This window comes from Lysinibacillus sp. NPDC093190, assembly GCF_050280425.1.
In the GTDB taxonomy this organism is placed as follows: Bacteria; Bacillota; Bacilli; order Bacillales_A; family Planococcaceae; genus Lysinibacillus.
In genome coordinates, this window is sequence record NZ_JBNNVG010000010.1 from 119,327 (window position 1) to 141,061 (window position 21,735).

General features: G+C 35.9%; 21 protein-coding genes. 17 read left to right on the plus strand and 4 right to left on the minus strand.

All coding sequences use genetic code 11. The features are described 5' to 3' along the window. The 13 genes from ACQKOF_RS10515 (at position 1) to ACQKOF_RS10575 (ending at position 14,252) form a co-directional block, all read left to right on the plus strand. Positions 1-1,617, plus strand: a complete 1,617-nt coding sequence (locus ACQKOF_RS10515; RefSeq protein ID WP_427556379.1) for an ABC transporter substrate-binding protein — start codon at positions 1-3, stop codon at positions 1,615-1,617. Between the two features lie 238 nt (positions 1,618-1,855). Then, the gene (locus tag ACQKOF_RS10520; RefSeq protein WP_370048234.1) at positions 1,856-2,860 is read left to right on the plus strand and encodes an ABC transporter permease; all 1,005 of its coding nucleotides are present in this window, start codon (positions 1,856-1,858) and stop codon (positions 2,858-2,860) included. Between the two features lie 15 nt (positions 2,861-2,875). Next, on the plus strand, positions 2,876-3,769 hold the full coding sequence (gene nikC / locus ACQKOF_RS10525) for a nickel transporter permease (protein ID WP_427556383.1): 894 nt from the start codon (positions 2,876-2,878) through the stop codon (positions 3,767-3,769). 406 nt (positions 3,770-4,175) lie between these two features. Continuing rightward, positions 4,176-4,796: a TerD family protein gene (locus ACQKOF_RS10530; protein ID WP_427556387.1), complete on the plus strand. Its 621-nt coding sequence runs from the start codon at positions 4,176-4,178 to the stop codon at positions 4,794-4,796. Positions 4,797-4,823: 27 nt separating this feature from the next. Beyond that, the gene (locus ACQKOF_RS10535; RefSeq protein ID WP_427556390.1) at positions 4,824-5,405 is read left to right on the plus strand and encodes a TerD family protein; all 582 of its coding nucleotides are present in this window, start codon (positions 4,824-4,826) and stop codon (positions 5,403-5,405) included. Positions 5,406-5,440: 35 nt separating this feature from the next. Next, on the plus strand, positions 5,441-6,016 hold the full coding sequence (locus tag ACQKOF_RS10540) for a TerD family protein (RefSeq protein ID WP_427556393.1): 576 nt from the start codon (positions 5,441-5,443) through the stop codon (positions 6,014-6,016). A gap of 17 nt (positions 6,017-6,033) precedes the next feature. After that, positions 6,034-6,780 carry a TerC family protein gene (locus ACQKOF_RS10545; protein ID WP_427556395.1) on the plus strand — a complete coding sequence of 249 codons (747 nt, stop codon included), beginning with the start codon at positions 6,034-6,036 and terminating at the stop codon, positions 6,778-6,780. 89 nt (positions 6,781-6,869) lie between these two features. After that, positions 6,870-8,063: an HpcH/HpaI aldolase/citrate lyase family protein gene (locus tag ACQKOF_RS10550; RefSeq protein WP_427556398.1), complete on the plus strand. Its 1,194-nt coding sequence runs from the start codon at positions 6,870-6,872 to the stop codon at positions 8,061-8,063. Beyond that, positions 8,044-9,393, plus strand: a complete 1,350-nt coding sequence (locus tag ACQKOF_RS10555; RefSeq protein WP_427556401.1) for a phosphoribosyltransferase family protein — start codon at positions 8,044-8,046, stop codon at positions 9,391-9,393. The genes ACQKOF_RS10550 and ACQKOF_RS10555 overlap by 20 nt, the downstream gene beginning before the upstream one ends. Before the next feature lie 2 nt (positions 9,394-9,395). After that, entirely contained in the window at positions 9,396-10,490 is a 1,095-nt protein-coding gene (locus ACQKOF_RS10560) for a cysteine protease StiP family protein (RefSeq protein WP_427556434.1), read from the plus strand. Between the two features lie 12 nt (positions 10,491-10,502). Next, positions 10,503-11,339: an HAD family hydrolase gene (locus ACQKOF_RS10565; protein ID WP_427556404.1), complete on the plus strand. Its 837-nt coding sequence runs from the start codon at positions 10,503-10,505 to the stop codon at positions 11,337-11,339. Between the two features lie 224 nt (positions 11,340-11,563). Continuing rightward, positions 11,564-13,195 (plus strand): YceG family protein, encoded by a 1,632-nt coding sequence (locus ACQKOF_RS10570; RefSeq protein WP_427556406.1) that lies wholly within the window; start codon positions 11,564-11,566, stop codon positions 13,193-13,195. A gap of 22 nt (positions 13,196-13,217) precedes the next feature. Next, complete coding sequence (locus ACQKOF_RS10575; RefSeq protein ID WP_427556409.1) at positions 13,218-14,252, plus strand: toxic anion resistance protein; 1,035 nt, start codon at positions 13,218-13,220, stop codon at positions 14,250-14,252. Positions 14,253-14,400: 148 nt separating this feature from the next. Here ACQKOF_RS10575 and ACQKOF_RS10580 read toward each other — a convergent pair whose 3' ends face one another. From ACQKOF_RS10580 to ACQKOF_RS10590, 3 genes are all read right to left on the minus strand, one after another. Beyond that, complete coding sequence (locus ACQKOF_RS10580; protein ID WP_427556412.1) at positions 14,401-15,030, minus strand: TerD family protein; 630 nt, start codon at positions 15,028-15,030, stop codon at positions 14,401-14,403. Positions 15,031-15,156: 126 nt separating this feature from the next. Further along, positions 15,157-16,245, minus strand: coding sequence for an FUSC family protein (locus ACQKOF_RS10585; protein ID WP_370048230.1), 1,089 nt, complete (start codon positions 16,243-16,245; stop codon positions 15,157-15,159). Positions 16,246-16,566: 321 nt separating this feature from the next. Beyond that, the gene (locus ACQKOF_RS10590) at positions 16,567-17,853 is read right to left on the minus strand and encodes a glutamate-1-semialdehyde 2,1-aminomutase (RefSeq protein WP_427556414.1); all 1,287 of its coding nucleotides are present in this window, start codon (positions 17,851-17,853) and stop codon (positions 16,567-16,569) included. A gap of 131 nt (positions 17,854-17,984) precedes the next feature. On the opposite strand from ACQKOF_RS10590, the gene bcp reads away from it, so the two are divergent. From bcp to perR, 3 genes are all read left to right on the plus strand, one after another. Beyond that, positions 17,985-18,461, plus strand: coding sequence for a thioredoxin-dependent thiol peroxidase (gene bcp, locus ACQKOF_RS10595; RefSeq protein ID WP_427556417.1), 477 nt, complete (start codon positions 17,985-17,987; stop codon positions 18,459-18,461). After that, entirely contained in the window at positions 18,458-19,402 is a 945-nt protein-coding gene (locus ACQKOF_RS10600) for a D-2-hydroxyacid dehydrogenase (RefSeq protein ID WP_427556419.1), read from the plus strand. Before bcp ends, ACQKOF_RS10600 begins: the two co-directional genes overlap by 4 nt. A gap of 113 nt (positions 19,403-19,515) precedes the next feature. Then, positions 19,516-19,959 (plus strand): peroxide-responsive transcriptional repressor PerR, encoded by a 444-nt coding sequence (gene perR, locus ACQKOF_RS10605; RefSeq protein WP_427556421.1) that lies wholly within the window; start codon positions 19,516-19,518, stop codon positions 19,957-19,959. Positions 19,960-19,981: 22 nt separating this feature from the next. Here perR and ACQKOF_RS10610 read toward each other — a convergent pair whose 3' ends face one another. Then, entirely contained in the window at positions 19,982-20,332 is a 351-nt protein-coding gene (locus tag ACQKOF_RS10610; protein WP_370048222.1) for a YgzB family protein, read from the minus strand. 208 nt (positions 20,333-20,540) lie between these two features. On the opposite strand from ACQKOF_RS10610, the gene ACQKOF_RS10615 reads away from it, so the two are divergent. Continuing rightward, the gene (locus tag ACQKOF_RS10615; RefSeq protein WP_427556424.1) at positions 20,541-21,434 is read left to right on the plus strand and encodes a nucleotidyltransferase-like protein; all 894 of its coding nucleotides are present in this window, start codon (positions 20,541-20,543) and stop codon (positions 21,432-21,434) included. Positions 21,435-21,735 lie beyond the last annotated feature (301 nt).

The following is a 21,735-nucleotide window of genomic DNA, read 5'->3' on the forward strand; positions in this document are numbered from 1 at the left end:
ATGAAGAAAAAGAAGCTTTGGACTTTGGGGGTAATGCTTATCCTTGTTCTTTCGACAATCTTAGCCGCTTGTGGCGGCTCAGATACTAAGGATACGGGTAGTAAAGATACTTCAAGTGGTGGCGATACAGCTAGCAGTGGTGGACCAAAAACATTAGTATATGGTCGTGGTGGTGATTCAGTAGCACTAGACCCTGCAGTTGTAACTGATGGTGAATCATTCACGGTTACAGCGAATATATATGAAACATTAGTGAATTTTGGCGAGAAAGATGTAACAATTCAACCAGGTTTGGCGAAATCATGGGAGCCGTCAGAAGATGGTTTAACATACACATTCCAGCTTCAAGAAGGTGTAAAGTTCCATGATGGTACTGATTTCAATGCAGAAGCAGTGGTTAAAAATTTTGAGCGTTGGAAAGCTGGTGCTGATAAACACCCTTATTACAGCTCCCAATTTGTAGTAGGTGACAAGCAAGTGATTGAATCGGTAACTGCTAAAGATGATCATACTGTTGTATTCAAACTTAGCCAACCACAGGCACCATTCCTGAAAAATTTAGCGATGTCTCCTTTTGCAATTGCTTCTCCAACAGCTTATGAAGCAAATGAAGAAGGATTATCTACAAATCCAGTAGGTACGGGTCCATTCAAATTTGTGAGCTGGGTACGTAATAATGCAATTACTATTGAAAAAAACCCAGATTACTATATTGACGGTTTACCGAAATTAGATAAAGTAATCTATCGTTCGATTCCAGATAACTCTGCACGTTTAATGGATTTAACTGCAGGCAATATTGATGTTGCTGATGGTTTAAGTCCATCTGATAAAGCTTCAATCGAATCAAACTCAAAATTACAATTAATCGAACGTCCATCTATGAATGTTGGTTATCTTGGATTAACAGTAACACGTCCACCATTTGATAATGTAAAAGTTCGTCAAGCAGTAAATTATGCAATCGATAAACAAGCTTTAGTAGATGCATTCTATGAAGGCTTAGCGGTGCCAGCGAAAAATCCTATGCCTCCAGTAATTTCAGGCTACAACGATGACATTAAAGGCTATGAATATGATCCAGAAAAAGCAAAAGCATTATTAGCTGAGGCCGGCTATGATGGAAAAGAAATCGAGCTATGGGCAATGCCAGTACCACGTCCATACATGCCAGATGGACAAAAAGTAGCAGAAGCCATTCAAAAGAACTTAGAAGATGTGGGCATTAAATCTAAAATTGTATCTTTTGAATGGGCTACGTATTTAGAAAAAGCGCAAAACGGTGAAGCAGATGCGTTTTTACTTGGTTGGACAGGTGATAACGGAGATGCAGATAACTTCCTTTATACTTTATTAGATGGGGATAACATTGGTTCCAACAACTATACATTCTATGACAACAAAGAATTACACAAACTTTTAGTAGCTGCACAAACTCAAGTTAATGAGGACAAGCGTAATGAACTTTACAAGAAAGCACAAGAGATTATCTCTAAAGATGCACCATGGGTTCCACTTGCTCACTCTACTCCAATTTTAGCTGCTAACACTAAAGTTACAAACTATATTGCACATCCAACAGGTTCTGACCGTTTAGCTAATGTAGATATGAAGTAGGCATAAAAGGGTTTTCTAATTTAAGAGGGAATTTTAAAGAATCTGCTTGCTTTCTGCGGGTAAGCCGTAGAAATCTAGCGGATTCTTTTTACAGTTTGAATGATTATTTCTGTATGGAAGACCAATCATCAATCGTTAAAACCGTTTGGTGAAGGCTTACCCTTTCTACAGTATGTGTAAAGACTTCAATGCTTTTCATGCAAAAGTATATTATGAAAATAACAGAGGGGTGAAGAAGATGCTTCACTATATGGGAAGACGTTTGTTTCAATTAATCCCAGTTTTGCTTGGAATGACTTTTATCGTCTTCATGTTAATTCGTGCAATTCCTGGTAATCCAGCACAAGTAATTTTAGGACAGCAGGCAACGAAAGAAGCGGTCGAAGCGTTAAACGCAAGTTTAGGATTAAATAAGCCGTGGTATACACAATATTTTAGTTATTTAGGTGGCATTTTTCAGGGGGATTTAGGGGTATCATTACGTACTAAATTACCCGTATCAGAGGAAATTTTCCCTTATTTAGCGGCAACAGCTGAGCTAGCACTATTTGCCATGATTATCGCTGTGATAGTTGGAGTAAATGCAGGCATTATATCTGCATGGTTCCAAAATTCTTGGTTCGACTATGTGGCAATGGTAGTTGCCTTAATTGGGGTGTCTGTACCAGTTTTCTGGCTAGGTTTAATGGAACAATGGGCTTTCAGTAATCAGCTCGGCTGGTTCCCGACATCAGGTCGAGAAGATGTGCGAGATCCAATAACCGCCATTACTCATTTTTATTTACTGGATACGTTACTACATGGCCGCTTTGATCAATTTACTGAAGTGTTAAAGCGATTAGTATTACCTGGCATAGCTCTCGCGACAATTCCTATGGCGATTATTGCAAGAATGACTAGGTCGTCTATGCTTGAAGTAATGCGCTCTGACTATGTACGCACCGCTAGAGCAAAGGGACAAAAAATGTTTATTGTTGTTTATAAGCATGCATTAAAAAATGCCGTTATTCCAGTGTTAACAGTAATCGGTTTGCAAACAGGGTTACTGCTAGGTGGTGCCATTTTAACAGAGACAATTTTCAGCTGGCCTGGAATTGGTCGTTATATTTATGATGCCATTGGCTTCCGAGACTATCCTGTTATTCAATCAGGTATTTTAATAATTGCTTTTATTTTTATCATGATTAACTTAATTGTGGATTTACTGTATACGGTGATCGATCCACGGATTAAATACAAATAGAGGGGAGAAGCGATAATGACTGGAGCGATAGATATAAAAACAGAAGTAGCACCAAGTCGTGAACGAGCGGTAGGTCCTTGGAGAGAAGGCTGGCGTAGCTTTAAAAAGAGTAAAATCTCCCTAGTAGGTGCAGGCATTGTACTATTTTTTATTATACTTGCTATAGTTGGCCCGATGATTGCTCCCGAAGGAATTAATGATCAAAATTTTTCGAAGCGTTTATTAGCACCATCAAGCGAGCATTGGTTTGGCACGGATGACTTTGGTCGGGATATTTTCTCTAGAATTATACATGGAGCAAGAATTTCATTGTGGGTAGGGTTTTTTTCAGTTATTCTTTCTGTAATTGTAGGTAGCTTTCTGGGCATTATTGCGGGTTATTATGGAAGATGGATTGATACGATTATCTCGCGTATTTTCGATATTATGTTAGCATTCCCTAGTATTTTACTAGCTATTGCAGTAGTAGCAGTGCTTGGACCATCCTTACAAAATGCATTGATTGCTATAGCCATTATAAACGTGCCGAATTTCGGGCGCCTGATTCGTTCGAAAGTATTGAGTGTAAAAGAAGAGGAATACATCGTAGCAGCAAAGGCAATCGGAATGCGTGATTCACGAATTTTATTCTCGCATATTTTGCCAAATTCGATGACGCCAATCATTGTGCAAGGAACGCTAGCGATAGCGACAGCGATTATTGAAGCGGCAGCACTAGGCTTCCTAGGATTAGGAGCTCAAGCACCAGCACCAGAATGGGGGAAAATGCTGGCGGATGCCCGCGTATTTTTATTAAAGGCGCCATGGACGATGATTTTCCCGGGGTTGGCTATTATGTTAACGGTTCTCGGTTTTAATCTAATGGGTGACGGTCTACGTGATGCGCTTGACCCGAAAATGAAAAGCTAATAGATGTTAAAAGAAAGAGCACCGAAAAACATATGAATTGCTATAGTAAAAAAATATGACTTTCTCGATTTTTTTAAGTATTAAAAGTCGATTTGTACCAAAAAATGGTATGAATCGACTTTTTTAGTGGCTTCTTTAAGGTTAGCAGCGGGATGTATTTTAAAGCTTTTAGTTAAAATAAAGTGGGGAATTTACCAATCCATTAATTGAGTTTTTTGTAACATTACAGTAGACTAAAGATATGCTGAAAAGTCAATTTTCGTTGAAAAAATATATTTTTTGCATTATAAAAGCAATTAATGTTGGCTTTAGTTTTCAATTAATCTATCAAAAGGAAAAATGGCATATTTTACATATAATATTACAGCGAAAGTAAAGTAATGCAATTCGTAGGAGGGTGTTTTTGTTGGGAATTAATTTACAAAAAGGGCAACGTGTCGATTTAACAAAAGGTAATGCTAACTTAACTAGAATTAAAGTTGGTTTAGGTTGGGACCCAGTAGGTCAAGAAAAAAGTGGAGGCTTTTTCGGCAAATTATTTTCTAGTGGGAGTGAAGGTGGAAGTGGCAGAGATATCGACTGTGATGCTTCAGTATTAATGCTACAGAATGATAAAGTTCTAGCAGGTGATGATGTCGTTTACTTTGGAAAATTAACAAGTAAATGTGGATCTGTTCAACATTCAGGTGATAATTTAACAGGTGACGGCGATGGAGATGATGAAGTTATTGCAATTGACTTAAGCTCAGTGCCTACGCAGTATAATAAACTTGTGTTTATAGTTAATATCTATGATGCAGCTGCACGTAATCAGCACTTTGGAATGATTAAAAATGCGTATATCCGTGTTTATGATGACAAGACAGGAAACGAGTTAATTCGCTATAATTTAACAGATAACTACTCTAATCTAACAACACTTGTCTGTGGTGAGATTTATCGTCATAATAATGATTGGAAGTTCGCAGCTGTAGGATCTGGAACTAATGATATTAAGCTTGGCGACGTAGTTGGAAGATATCAATAATTATAAAAATATTGGAGGAACAGTATAATGGGTGTTTCATTGCAAAAAGGTCAAAAAGTAGATTTAACAAAAACAAACCCAGGATTAACAAATGTAGTTGTTGGTTTAGGTTGGGATACAAACAAATATGATGGTGGACATGACTTCGATTTAGATTCATCTGTATTTTTACTTACTGATACAGGAAAAGTATCAGATCAAAATGATTTTATCTTCTACAACAATACAACAGGTGGAAATGGCTCAGTTGTACACTCAGGTGATAATTTAACAGGTGACGGCGATGGAGATGATGAGGTTGTGAAGGTAGCATTAACCCAAGTGCCGACACAAGTACAACGACTTGCATTTACTGTAACAATCCATGAATCAGATACTCGCAACCAAAACTTCGGTATGGTGTCTAATGCATATATTCGTATTGTAAATGAACAAACAAATGAAGAAATTATTCGTTATGATTTAGGTGAAGATTTCAGTATTGAAACAGCTGTTGTTGTTGGTGAACTGTATCGACATAACGGCGAATGGAAATTTAATGCAATTGGTGCAGGCTATCAAGGTGGATTGGCCGCACTTTGTAACGATTATGGCTTGGATGTAAACTAACATATTATTTTTTAAGCAGAGAAGGGGATTTTACAATGGGTATTCAATTAAGTAAAGGGCAACGTATTGATTTAACAAAGCAAGATCCTGGTTTAAATAATGTAGGAATTGGATTAGGTTGGGATGTAAAACAATTTGATGGCGGACATGACTTTGACCTAGATGCTTCCGTGTTCTTACTAGATGCGTCGGGAAAATGCCGTAATGAGCAAGACTTTATCTTCTACAATAATTTAACAAGTCCTGATCAGTCAGTAGTGCATACTGGTGATAATCGTACAGGTGAAGGGGATGGGGACGATGAAAAAGTTCTTGTAAACTTAAAGCAAGTATCTCCGCAAATTGAAAAGATTGTTGTAACAGTTACAATTTACGATGCAGAAGTACGTTGTCAAAACTTTGGTCAAGTACTAAATGCATATGTTCGTTTAACGAATGAGGATACAAGTGCAGAAGTGCTACGCTATGATTTAGGCGAGGATTTCAGTATTGAAACAGCAGTTGTATTTTGTGAGTTGTATCGTCATAATGGCGAATGGAAGTTTGCCGCGGTTGGCTCAGGTTACCAAGGTGGATTGGAAGCATTAGTAAATGCATATGGCCTACAATAGATGATGGGGGAACTTAGTTGGAAGTAATTAATGAGATATTAAATACATATGCACAATTTTTTAACTGGCAAATGTGGGGGAAAGTATTAACAGATCCTGTATCATGGGGGCTTATTTTTTCACTTATCCTTATGGAAGGGCTTCTTTCAGCTGATAATGCGTTAGTATTAGCCGTACTTGTCAAGCATCTTCCGCAAAATCAACGAAAAAAAGCACTTATGTACGGAATGTTTGGAGCGTATTTCTTCCGTTTTATCTTCATAGGTGTAGGAGTATATCTTGTCAAGTTCTCAATTATTAAGGTTATAGGTGCGACTTACTTAATGTGGCTCGTAATACTACATTTTAAAAATAAGAGCGATGAAGAAGACGAAGCAATAGAGTTCAAGAAGAATGGCTGGATGGTCCGAGTATTCGGTACTTTCTGGGCAACAGTCATCTCAGTTGAATTAATGGATGTTGCCTTCTCAGTAGATTCTATTCTGGCGGCTTTTGCGATTTCAGATCAAGTATGGGTTCTATTGTTAGGAGGAATTTTAGGAATTATTATGATGCGAACAATCGCGGGTATTTTCCTATCATTAATAGAGCGAGTACCGGAGCTTGAAACAACTGCTTATATTTTAATTTTAATTATTGCCTTAAAAATGTTTGCAAGTATTTTTGGGTTCTATCTGTCACATGAAATATTCTTCGCTATTTTAATTGTAGCCTTCTTATTAACATTTGTTGTACACAAGATGAATAAGAAAACAGCTATGTAATACTTCGGCACTGTATTAGTCTGTAAGAAGCAGGCTGATGCAGTGCCTTTTCACAATAGTTCAAGCTTTTTTTCCGAGGAGAGGATTAGATGCAACATTTTGAAACAGAAGCAGAAAAGATTTTCTATAAAAAGCCACAGCCTTTTACTAAATGGGAAGCACCAGATATTTTGGCATGTGCATTAGGTGCTACATTGTATATGCCAGCTTCTATGCCTAACATTGTAGAAATAATTAAAACTCAAAAATATAAAGAGTTGACCTCAATTGTTATAGATCTAGAAGATGCAGTAGGGGATACACAATTAGCAGAATGTGAAGCAAAATTAATAGAGGATATTAGTGAATTATTTATGCTTTACAGCAGTAAACAAATTCTACCACAAGATTTACCACTTATATTTATTCGTGTACGTGATGTCAAGCAGTTTAAACAATTAACAAATACTTTAAACGAACGACAAGAAGTATTAACGGGTTATGTGTTTCCTAAATTTACAGCAGTTCAAGGAGCAATATATTTTGAATTACTAGAGCAAACGGTTCAGGACCATAAACTAACGTTATATGGTATGCCGATTTTGGAGAGTCGTGAGATCCTATATAAGGAGTCTCGAATGGAAGCGTTATTTTCCATTAGAGAAATTTTACATAAATATAGACATAGTGTGTTAAACGTACGTATTGGTGCAACTGATTTTTGTGGTATATATGGAATTCGTCGTCGCATGGATTCGACGATTTATGATATAAGCCTTATTCGAGATTGCATAGCAGATATTGTCAATGTTCTAGGGCGTGAAGAAGATGGCTTTGTTATTTCAGGACCTGTCTGGGAGTACTTTAGTAATCACCGTATATTAAAGCCGACCTTAAGAATGACCCCTTTTAGCGAAAAAGGAGCGTTGGATACACGGAAAGCATTATTGGACGAATGCTTAGATGGCTTAATGAAGGAAGTACTGATGGATAGGCAGAATGGTATTGTAGGAAAAACAGTCATTCACCCAAGCCATGTTCGTGTTGTCCATGCATTATATGTTATTTCTTATGAAGAATATTTAGATGCCATGAGTATCGTAGAGAATAATGATGGTCAAAAAGGTGTTTTAAAAAGTCACTATTCTAATAAAATGAACGAAATAAAGCCTCATATGAAATGGGCGCAGAGAATATTACGCCAAGCACATTTATATGGTGTTTATCATGAATCAGTAGATTTTGCATCTCTATTATTAAATCAAGATGTTGGAGGTAATATCTATGCAACAAATAAGAAATAGACTAAATATTATGCAAAACTATGAAATTGATATTACAATCACACATAACCCTCATAATTTTGCATTATCGGATTTATTTAAAATGGCTGCGCGTATTAATAAGAAAAGACAATTTTTATTTGTTAGTACAGTTTTAGGAAAGCATTTAGCTGTTAGACCACAAATACCATTACTAACAGGAAATCTTCTAGCAATGATGTATTATCGTAGGGTTGTTAATGAAAAAATAATTGGTATTGAAAAAATTGTATATGCACTTAAAGAGTTTAATGGACAAGATGCTTTACAACCAAATTTAGAGTTACCTGAGGAAACATTGTTTATCGGGTTTGCAGAGACTGCGACAGCACTTGGTCATGCTGTCTTTAATACGTTTCTTTCGAATGCAACGTATATTCATACGACACGAGAAATAATACCTGATATCGAGCCATTTGTGACATTTGAAGAGGAACATTCACATGCAACAAGTCATCGAATTTATACCTTAGAACCTGACAAGTTGTTACAAGCCAAACGTATTGTATTAATTGATGATGAAATTACTACTGGAAAAACAGTGGTGAATATTATTGCATCGTTAAGAAAAAAATTCCCTCAAGTTAAGCATTACACAGTGCTATCAATTTTAGATTGGCGGTCTGAACAGCAACAAGAGATTTTTAAACAATTAGAGAATCAATGGAATATATCCATTGATTTTATTGCGATTATGTGTGGACAGTTTAGTTGTAGTGGTACACCCCTTTTAACAAGTGATCATGTAGAATCAACGAAATGTATGACACATGACATGACGCTTGTATCAATAAAGGAGCCGATTGATCGTCAATATTATCATTCTATTGCAGAGAATGGTTTAGAAAATAGTCAACCCTACATGTTAGCCACTGGAAGATTTACGTTAACTTCAGAACAGCATTTAATACAAAAAGATGAAATAATGGTAATTGCCGAGCAATTAAAAAAGCTACGAACAGATGGACCATTACTGGTGATTGGCACAGGTGAATTTATGTATGTGCCTATGCAAATTGCTGCTCACTTAGGAGAGGATGTTTATTTCCAGTCTACAACCCGTAGCCCTATTTATTGTACAGATGATACGGAGTACACAATTACAGAAAAAATAGCTTTTGAAAGCCCTGAAAATAATGGGATTGAAAATTATTTATATAATGTACAAACTTACCCTTACTCGGAACTTTTTTTGATAGTGGAACGTATAGCAAGTAAAGAAGCAATATTACAAATTGTACAAGCATTACAATCTGTAATTAAAGCAAAAATTTACGTTATTTGTATGCATGAATTGGGGGGAGAATCATGAGCATGATAGTGCAACCAGATAAAATGGGAAGCTATACGTCAGAGGATGTTGTTTTTTTATTACGTGACATTAGTAATGTCGTACTTGAACTAGATAATGAAAAACGTGAAAGCTTAATCCAATCAGGTACGCATTATTCTGAAATGCTACCAGTTGAATTTCATCCATCCGAAGCATACATGGAAATTTTTTACAAAACTTTAGATATCTATGCAGAGCGCATTGCAATTGCTGTTGGGGTTGTAGCGGAACAAATTATAGTACACCGGGGTTTAGAACATTTAGTTGTTGTAAGTTTAGCGAGAGCTGGTACACCGATTGGTATATTAATTAAGCGCTATATAAAAATGCGCTATAGTATTAATGTACCTCATTATTCAATTTCTATTATTCGTGGCAGAGGGATAGATGAGACAGCCATTCGTTATATACTTGCAAAGCATCCCCTAGCAAGTATTCAGTTTATTGATGGATGGACAGGCAAAGGTGCCATCACAAAGGAATTGTTACAAGCATGTCAAAGTTTTAATGCTAACCATAAAGAACAATTGAACGCAAATTTAGCTGTATTGGCTGATCCAGGGCACTGTGCATCTATTTTTGGAACACGTTCAGATTTCTTAATTCCATCTGCTTGTTTAAATTCAACTGTATCTGGCTTAGTAAGTCGTACTGTGTTGAATCTGAAGTTCATGGATGAAAGGGATTTTCATGGAGCAAAATATTATAAAGAGTTAGAAGATGCAGATGTGTCAAATTTGTACATAAATCGTATAGCTTCTTGTTTTGAGAAAGTACAAAAAGAGATTGAACAACAGCTTTTAGAAAGAGTATCTACTTCGATTACTTGGAAAGGCATGAAATCTGTTCAAGCAATTCAAGAGGTATTTGGAATTGATAATGTTCATTTTATAAAGCCAGGAGTTGGGGAAACCACACGTGTATTACTACGACGTATCCCATGGAAAATTTTAATTAATCCCAAACATATAGATGAACTTGAACACATATTATTGTTGGCTAAAGAAAGAAATGTCCCTATTGAAGAGTATTCGAATATGTCTTATGCATGTTGCGGCTTAATTAAAGAAGTGTAGAGGAGACAAAATATGCTACTATTTACATCTGATTTAGATCGTACATTAATTTATTCTAGGCACATGATGGACAAGTTTCCACCTGCAACAGCAACTGTCATAGTTGAACAAAAAGATCATGAAGTGATTAGCATGATGACTGAGTCAACAGTGAAATTATTACAACAGGTACATAAACACGCAATATTTGTACCTGTAACAACACGTGCATTGTACCAATATGAACGTATTCATTTTATAAAAGAAATCGGCCCTAATTTGGCAATTACTAGTAATGGGGGTACAATATTAGAAAATGGTCGTCCATATGAAGAATGGACAAAAACATTACGTAAACGTATTGAAGATTCTGCCATACCTAAAGAGGATATTGTAAGGCACTTTCAGACCGTAAAATCAGATTTATGGCTACAGCGCTCATTTTTTATGGATGAATTATTCTATGTACATCATGTTAATAATGATATTTTACGTCATGATGAATTAAAAGCAATCGTTCGGGAATTTGCTACGCATGGCTGGCATGTACTTTTACAAGGTAAAAAATTATATATTATGCCTAAAGTGTTAACGAAAGAAGCAGCAATTACATATATGAAAGAACAACTTTGTACATATGATGTACACCTAGCAGCGGGTGATTCTATTATGGATTATGGAATGCTAGCGATTGCAGATATAGCCTATACACCTCATCATGGAGATTTAAAAGACACACAGCCCCAAGTGCTAATAAATGCAACATATTCAGCAAATAATGGAGAAGCTTTTACAAAAGAATTGCTTGAAGCTGTTATGCGACTTGCAACAAAGCCGATTCCGGACGCAATTATGCCGAGGCATAATTGATTATTAAAGTTTATGTGTGTTAGAAAAATTAGGTGGGGAATTTAATTTAACTGCCTGTAAAAGCCTGATATAGTGATCAAAATCCCACTGACTAAAGTTTCATTTTATGCTTGCTATCAACTGTCGTATCTAAATGTTTTGATTCGTAGTGAGCTCACAGTAGGTGTAAATGTATTACTCTTGTGCGAATAGGCTGAGGAAGATTTCAAGGAGTTGATGTTTGTTTGAAAACCTTCACAATACAATCAGTTTTGGAACGCGATCCTGTTGATTGGCTACAGGAGTTCCAAGATTCACCTAAGATTCGTGCAATGTATAAGATAGGACCTGAGCAAGTAAGTTTTAGTCGTATTACTGTACGTGTATTAGGTGTGCCATTAGAGGAAGATGATTATTTTAATGAATTGTATAATTTGGCAGAAAAGCCGAATGTTCATATATTAAGTGAAGAATTAAATAAGCAAATTGAGCAAAAGGATTTTCATGCACTACAAAATATTTTTATACAACATAAGCAAACATCTAAAGGTTTATCCATTAATCGATTGGTTGCTATGATGTATGGTTATCAGTTAATCCCGAAGCATGATGATGCTGTTATGAATAGACATTTACAGCTTGCGATGATTCGAGTTGTAGAACGTTTCCAAAACCAGCAATCCCTTGGCTTACTTGCGGATGATTTCCGCCGCTTTTTAATTGATATGGTTAAATGGTTAAAAAATCATTGGATTCAATGGACAAAATCCATGAAGCCGACTGATGATTTTCCAAAGGTTGTTTGGTATGGTGAAACAACAATTAGCCAGCGTTATTTTTTATTACTATTGATGGAACTTGGCTGTGATGTTTTAATTTTTCACCCAGGTAAAATTGATGAATTTGCTGATATAGATCCTACAAATACGTATTCTATTACGCATTCCTATGCTAATCAAACAACATTACAGCCTTTTCCCGAAAAGTTACGCGATCGTCAGGCTACAGTTGGTTATCGTTCGAGTCAGCATTTTGAACAATTAATGTATAATCAGGAATCTGGTGTTTATAGACCATGGCAGTTTAAAGATCATATGCCACGTTCATTAACGTTACGTATGACTTACGATGATATTTTTATTTATTCAAATGAGAAAGCGATGGTTCGACCAAAATTTGAAGTGATTAATAATGAAGTAGTAATACCAGTAATTTTCGCGAAAATTAGTGGTGTTTCAAGTATACGGGAGGAGTATTGGCATTATATGCATAAACTCCTTGTTAGTCCGCTAACTGTGTTTGTGAAAGAGCTTCCATATACGAAAACTAGTAGAGCCAACTATCATTTTCACTATAAGCAATGCTTAGTTAATGGTGAGCTATCGGTAGAGCGCATCGTACAAAGCGATTGGTGGCAATATGGCGAATTGTCAATAGAGTTACAATATGCAATTGCACATACAATGAAAGCCTCATGTGAACAGCCAGTATTAAAACAACAGTCAAATGAATCATTATACGATTTACAATTATTTATATTTAAGCAAGTGACAATGATTCCTCAAGAAATACTACATTTGTTACATAGCTTTGATTATTCGCAGGAGGTCCCGAAACTAGTAGTATATCAAGCACCAGAGCAACCAGCATTATCGCGCGAAGACATTACTTTGTTTGCATTTTTAAATCGCTTCGGTATTGATATTGTATTCTTTAATCCGACAGGTAAGCTAGATTTAGAAAAGCATTTACTTGAAGATACTTTTGATGTACATCGTTTAGAGCATATGGTATTTGACTTACAATATGAAGAACCAAAGCAGCAAAAGCCTTCATCAGATAAAATGATAAAAAAAATATTTAATCGCTTTTTCTGATAGTTTGGGAAGGAGGAGTACTATGTCAATTGCACCGATTACACTTAATCAACTAACACTAGAAACAGCAGAGGCTACAAAAAAGCAATTACTTAAAAGTCCTGAGATACAACAAATTGTAAATCGCATCAATATTAAAAATCAGCTGGATTTAATAGCGTTGGGTAAAGATTCTGCAGCAAAGCTGTCATATTTCTCAGATCAAATTTTAAATATGCTGGCGAAATCAGAAACAAATGAATCAGATGAATTATTAAAGCAACTTGAAGAATTGATATCAAAATTTGACAGAAAAGAAGTAATAGAGGAAACCAATTTTATCAAAAAGCTATTTAAACGATCGGTCAAAAAAGATGAGGATTTGTATGTAAAATACAATATTTTGAGTAAAGATATTGAGAAGATTCATTATCAATTTGTACGTATGGAAGAGGCATTGGCAAATGATAACCGTATGCTTGCGCGCTTATATAACGAGAACTCGATGTATTATATTGAACTAGAAAAATGTATAATAGCGACAGAAATTAAATTGGATGAAGTTACAACAACGTTAATACCAATGTTTAAAAAGCAAAGCGAAGCAGGCAACCAGATTGCAAAAATGGAACTAAATAGTTTACAAACTATTGCTGAAATGATCAAATTAAAGATAGATGAGTTGGAGAAAACTCGTATGGTCGCCATATTAGCAGCTCCGCAAATTGAGATGCTTCGTATTGGTAATAGTGAGTTAATGGAACAAATTAATAGTTCGTTTCTTACAACGATTCCTGTTTTTAAAATGGGAATTATGGATTCAGTCAATGAAAAGCGTAAAAAGCTACAAAATGATTCATTAACAGCCTTTGAAACTCGTATGAGGCAATTTGGAGAGACTAGCAATGATTCTGTCCAATTAAGCATGTTAATGGCTCAACAATCTGAAACGACACAAACACTCGAAGAAATATGGGATACCATTATGTTAGGGATTACTAATTATCGTAAACTTCGTAATGAGCTACAAGCACAACGCAATGCATCGGAAAAACAACTGATGGCATTAAGGACATAAACATTAAAAAGCTGACAACATTTCTTTTAAATGTTGTCAGCTTTTTTGAATCTTATTGCTTATGTATGTTCTTTTCTTTAGATGATTATAGCGTGAGAAGGCCGGATTTCAGCGGTGAAAAAGAGTCACTGTACGTATTTGTTCTTCCTTATTTTCTTCCTTCACGCCATGAAAGTCCCCAATTATAGGCGTTATCCATATCTTTATGTCCACTAAAGTACTCTACAAGGCGCTCAACCTTAAACGTTTCATTATTTACATTTTCAATCATGGCAATGGCACACATGTTTTTGCCATTACGGTGTTCATTTAAACGAACTTCAATGTTAGGTCCCGTTCCGTAGTTGATCGTTACAATACCGTCTGCTTCAGCCCAGTTCGCAACTCCTTCATAAATAAAGGTATAGATTAATACACGTTTAATCGCTCTAATCTTGCTTCCGTTAATACGTAAATTTTCACCGTTGCTTAACATACCTGTACGATCATCACCATCCAGCTCAATAAAAGGAGGAGAATGAAAACTGCCAAATGCATTACCAAGAGCTTGAACGCAACTTTTACTACCATCTGTCATTTCAAATAAACATCCTAAATCTAAATCAATACCTCCACTAGATTTCTTGCCAAATAAAGAAGATAAAAAACCACCTGAGTTCTTCTCAGCTTGCTGATTCCAATTTAAATTTACGAGAATTTCCCCAATTCCTTGATTAGATTTTGTTAAATTTACAAATTGACCTTTCTTAGTCAATTCGATTTTACTTAAATTCACCATAAAATATAATCACCTTTCATTCACCTATTTATATACATTGTACTTAATTCTTGGAATATATACAATTTCATATTGAGAAATTGAAAAAACGACAAATTGAATTGTATCAATTTGTCGTTAAACCTATTAAATAAATTCCTCTTCAAATTCCACATTAATTTCATGACCATGATGAGTTTGATACGACACGATGAGCGTATCTAAATGCTCTAGGTTTTCTTCGTAATCTAAAATACGCGATAAAATATAAAGCAAGTGATAGCTAGAGAATTCTGTATCGCCTTCCTCATGTGCATAACTGATCTGTTTAATGAATATTTCCATTAACTCGTTACGCTGCACATAATCGATGTTTTTACTCCACTCGGAATGTTCGGGCTTTAATTTCCCTGTATATTTTAATAGTAGCTGCTCATGGTAAGTTAGCAGGAAATCCAGTCGCTCTTGAATCATTATATGAAATTGCGTCGGTAGCTGTGATAATTCGTTTTCGTGATTATGAAGACGATGTAGTAGCTCTAAACTTTTCTTTGACGTTGTGATCATTTGACGATAAACAACTAATTTACGTGCTTTTACAAACTTTTTATTTTTAAAGTAATTACGCTCTTCCTTAAAAAAATCATACAGTGTGTCAACTCGTTGCATACGAGACTTAAATTTGCTTAATGCTTCTTTTGTAGAAGTATGCTCAGATGCCTGGCGAACAGCAAGTCGCGTCCATCGGATAATATCATCCTGTAAAAAGTAAATTTTACGGAAAAGCTTTACTTCATATTTTGGTGGTAGGAAGAACAGATTAACAACAAATGCTGCTAGCACCCCAACTAATATGGTAATAAAGCGAATAAGACCAAATGTAAGAAAGTCATCTCCTTGAAACTCCATAATAGCTACAACTGTAACAAGTGCTAGTGACAATGACTTTTCAAGTTTAAATTTCAACATTATACCGATAGCAACAATGACGGCAATGCCAATTGCTACTACATGGTGGCTGAAAAGCAAGCCAAAGATGACCGCGATGGTAGCTCCTATAATATTGGCTTGTATTTGCTCAACAATTGTTTGATAGGAGCGATAAATAGATGGCTGAATCGCAAAGATGGCTGCAATTCCTGCAAAAACAGGTGAAGGTAGCTCTAGCAGCTCAGCAATAAATAGTGCAAACACGATGGCGACACCAGTTTTAAATACACGGGCACCTAATTTCATAGAAAATGGATGTCCTTTCTGTCTAAAATTTTAACTTCTTTCAGTAGAAGTTTCCCACCTCAATAGGGATGAGCTAAATGCGGTTTAGTTACTTTTCAGCAGATGTTCAAATATCCGCTGAAATAGAGGAACTCAGGCTGCATAATTGATGCTTCTCTACATTATAGAAGGAAGTGCACATAAAATACATAGATTTGTATGTCATTTAAAGAAAAAGACAACTCGCAAGGGAGTCGTCTTTAAAATTTAATCGCTATAGATAATCTAGATACTATTATAAATTGCACTGCTTACTAAGCATTTAGCCTTTACATTTACAAATTACAATTGTGAAAATGCAATATCTACCGCTTTAATTGTTTCAAGAATATCTGCTTCTGTATGTTCTGTTGTTAAGAACCAAGCTTCATATTTTGATGGAGCTAAATTAATGCCTTGTGCAAGCATTAATTTAAAGAAGCGTCCAAAGATCTCGCCGTCTGAGTTTTCAGCTTGCTCATAGTTTTCTACTTTCACATCTGTAAAGTAAATTGTAAGAGCACCCTTAAGGCGATTAACAGTAATTGTTACATCATGTTTTTTGGCTGCATTCAGAATACCTTCTTCTAAAATGGCTCCAAGACGGTCCATTTCGTCATAAATTCCTGGAGTTTGTAATACTTCTAGGCAGGCAATACCAGCTTGCATGGATGCAGGGTTTCCTGCCATTGTGCCTGCTTGATATGCAGGTCCAAGTGGAGCAACTGTATCCATAATTTCTTTACGACCGCCGTATGCACCAATCGGTAAACCACCGCCGATTACTTTACCAAGTGCAGTTAGGTCAGGAGTTAAGTTTAATAAGGTTTGAGCACTACCATAGTGGAAGCGGAAAGCAGTAATAACTTCATCGTAAATAGTTAATGCACCTTTTTCCTTTGCTGTGGCATGAACTAATTCTAGGAAGCCAGGGTTAGGCTCTACAATACCGAAGTTTCCAACGATAGGCTCTATTAAAATAGCTGCGATTTGATCGCCCCATTTATCCATTGCTTCTGTAAATGCTTCAGGGTTGTTAAATGGTACAGTAATTACTTCCGCTGCTGTTGAAGTTGTAACACCAGCTGAGTCTGGAGTACCTAATGTTGCAGGACCAGAACCAGCAGCTACTAGTACTAAGTCAAAGTGACCATGGTAGCAACCAGCGAATTTCATAATTTTTGTACGACCAGTATAAGCACGTGCAACACGAATTGTTGTCATTACAGCTTCTGTACCAGAGTTATTAAAGCGTACTTTATCCATAGATGGGATTGCTTCTTTTAGCATTTTAGCAAAAGTAACCTCGTATTCAGTTGGAGTCCCAAACAAAGTTCCATTTTCAGCTGCGTGTGTAATAGCCTTTGCGATATGTGGGTGACCGTGACCAGTAACGATTGGACCGTAAGCTGCTAGATAGTCGATATAACGGTTGCCATCAACATCCCAAAAATAAGCACCTTTCCCACGAGCCATTGCAACAGGTGAACCTCCGCCAACTGCTTTATAAGAACGAGAAGGGCTATTTACACCACCAACGATATGCTGTAGCGCTTCTGCGTGTACTGCTTCAGATTTTGTGTGATTCATATATATTGCCTCCTAAATCTTTATACTTCATCTATTGTAGACCTATCAGTGCAAGAAATCCAAAGAAATTAAGGGATATGATTTGTTTTACTATTTAGAGTAAAATAGAGCGTACAGAGGAGGAGATTGATATGGCTTTAATAGAAGGTAAAAAAGCACCTGATTTTTCCCTTATAAATGAAAAAGGAGAAACAGTAAAGTTAGCGGATTTCAAAGGACAAAATGTTATTTTATATTTTTATCCTAAAGATATGACACCAGGCTGTACGACGGAAGCTTGTGACTTCCGTGATAAGCACGAGGATTTCAGTAAATTAAATGCAGTTGTACTTGGCATTAGTCCTGACGATGCAAAAAAACATACCAAATTTATAGATAAACATGGATTACCATTCTCGCTATTAGTGGATGAGGGTCATGCCGTAGCAGAAGCGTATGGCGTGTGGGTGCTTAAGAAGATGTATGGACGTGAATATATGGGGATAGAACGTTCGACATTTTTAATTGATACAGAAGGAAATCTCATAAAGGCTTGGCGTAAAGTACGTGTGAAAAATCATATTGAAGAAGTATATACATATTTAGCAGAATGGGAGGTGAGTCAATGAGAATTTATTTTACGTTTGAACCAAGACCAAATTTACGTGAACCACTTGTAGCAGAATTTCCACAAGTTGATTTTATTTTTGAAAATGGCTTATCAAACGATGAGTTACAACAAGCGGATGTGCTTGTCACATATGGTGAAGATTTAAATGATGAAAATATGCAGTATGCGACAAAGCTTAAATGGATATTTGTAGCTTCAGCGGGGATCGAAAAAATGCCAGCTCAGGCCATTGTTGAACGAGGGATATTAGTTTCGAATGTACGTGGCATTCATAAAACACCAATGGCAGAATCAATACTTGCCCATATTTTAGCGATTAAGCGTGCACTACCTTGGATGTATGAACAGCAGAAGAAAAGCGAATGGTCAAAAAAAGCGAAACAAACTGAGTTGCGGGATAGTACAGCACTTATTTTAGGACCTGGAGCTATTGGCTCGGAAGTAGGTCGCTTATTGCAAGCATTTGGTGTTGTGACAATTGGCTGTAACCGTTCAGGGAACGAAGCTGCATATATGAATGAGATGGTAAGCTTCGATCAACTAATCGAAGCTTTACCTAAGGCCGATATTGTCATTTCTGTATTACCTAAAACAGAAGAGACGACACATTTATTGAAAGAACAACATTTTAAAGCGATGAAAAATGATGCCATTTTCATGAATTTTGGTCGTGGAAACTTAGTAGAGGAAAACGTTTTGATACATGCCATTCAAGCAGGTGAAATAGGTTATGCTGTTTTAGATGTATTTGAACAAGAGCCTTTAGCTGAGAATCATCCTTTATGGACTTTTTCGAATGTCATGGTGTCTCCACATATTTCAAGTCACTCATCTCGCTATGTTGAACGCAGCTTAGAAATCTTTAAGCCAAGTTTAGAGAAGTGGTTACGTGGTGAAACGGATTTAGAAAATATGATGGATTTATCAAGAGGTTATTGAATTAATCCTAATTAAACTGAAATGTGTATGATTGTTGACAGAAGTAAGCTTAATTCGATACACTAATTATAACAATTATAAATTAATAATCTTTATGGAAGAGGTGCATGACGATGTCTGAAACGCATTTACAGGATGCACTTGACACGTTAAAAACAACTGGTGTTCGTATTACTCCTCAGCGTCATGCTATTTTGGAATATTTAATTCAAACAATGGCACATCCAACTGCCGATGAAATTTATAAAGCACTTGAAGGGAAATTCCCAAATATGAGTGTAGCGACCGTCTATAATAACCTTCGCGTATTTCGTGAAGTTGGTCTAGTAAAAGAACTAACTTTTGGTGATGCTTCAAGTCGCTTTGATTTCGTTACAAACGATCATTATCATATGATTTGTGAATGCTGTGGAACAATAGTCGACTTCCATTATCCTGGTCTCGACGAAATTGAACATTTTGCATCACAAGTAACAGGCTTTGATGTGCATTCGCATCGTTTGGAAATTTACGGCACTTGCCCATCGTGTAAAGGTGTATCTGCAAAAGTACAATAAAAAATTCCTAGCTCTTATCGGGCTAGGAATTTTTTGTCTTATTATAAGATTGGTCGAACTCTTTTCCTTCTAGAGTTGGATCCAGCGTTAACGGTTCATTGCAGTACATACACATATCTACACGACCTAATATTTTTGTGTACTTATGGCAATTAGGACATTCCACTTGAACAGCTTTTGTTGAGAGCAGTCCAATCCATGCATATACGACTGTACTACCAATAATACAAAGTACACCAAGAGTCATAAAAATTAATACTAGAATAGGATTGTTTTTAAAGAAGATTCCCCCATACATAACTACAAAGCCGATAAAAATAAGTGCTAATGCGAATGAACGGATTTTATTAATTTTACTTTTGTAAGGTTTCATTTTCATCTTGCCTCCCAATCTAAAATCTACTATAACATATAAGAACAAAGTATTTTAGCTTTGATAACGTGGAAAGAAGGAATACTTTTAGAGTATGTCGAAATTTTAACGAAATCAATTTCGTCTTGGCGTTATTGAGTCCGGTGAAAATCCGTGACACCCACCGTATGAAGATAAAAGGTCACTAGCAAATAGAGGGGGACTGAACATGGAACAAGTTTTGCGTCCGATATACCAGGAACGTGCAAGTCAGTCGAATACATTAGGCGTTATTTTAGTGGGAAAACGCGAAGAAAAAAGTAATGTTACAGATACATTTGATACAGTCTTACTTATTATTGTAAAGGAAGCAGAAAAGCCAGTCTTTACGAAACATTACTTATATGAAGGAAATAAAGTAGCTTTACATACAGTTACTGAGAAAATAATCCGAAAATGGCTACTTATTGGCTCAAATAAAAAAGTGGTCGATTGGATTTTCTTTGGTAGAGTATTATTTGATCGTAATGAATTTCTTCACAAATTAAAAATTGAATTACAGGAGTTTCCGTTTAGTGGTCGTAAAATCAAAACTGGCATTCAATTTTCAAAGTTAATTCGACGTTACTTAGAAGGAAAAGAATACTTTGATAAGGGTAGCTATCTCGATGCTTATAATCATGTAGTAGATTCGTTACATCATTTGGGCCGTTTATCCATCATTGATAGTGGACTTTATCCTGAAGTAACTGTTTGGGCACAGGTGAAAAAAATAGAACCAGCGATTTATAAATTATATGAGGAGCTTGTTACAAGTAATGAACCGATAGAAAAACGGTTAGAACTATTGTTTTTAGCAAGTGAGTTTTTAATACATTCACGTACTCGGGACGGCGCTCAACATATTTTAGAAGTAATGCAAACAAAAGAGACTTGGACAATCCAGGAATTGCACGATCATAATGAGCTCATGAATTACTCAGTTGATTTAGAAGTGTTTGTAGAATATTTAGTGGATAAGGACTATATTCAAATTGTACCTATCGTTGCGAAAAGTGAAATGATATTCCACCGTCATTATAAGGTAAATAAAGAAGCCCTAGAAATGGAGCAAGGACTGTAGTATGGTAGTAATCGAGGTATGAAAAATACCTCGATATTTTTTTATAAAAAGTTATTGACTTTTAATTCGTTGATATTGTATTATATTAATTGTCGCTAAGACATAACGAAAAAACTCAACAAATGAAAAAACTTTTTCGAAAAAAGTTGTTGACATGAATTGAGTTAAATGTTAATATAAAGAAGTCGCTGAAAAACAACGACTGCAAAATGAACCTTGAAAACTGAACAAGCAAAACGTAATCAATAAAGTTTTTAGTAACTAACCTTGAGTTGGTGAACGAAACAAAATTTTGGACATC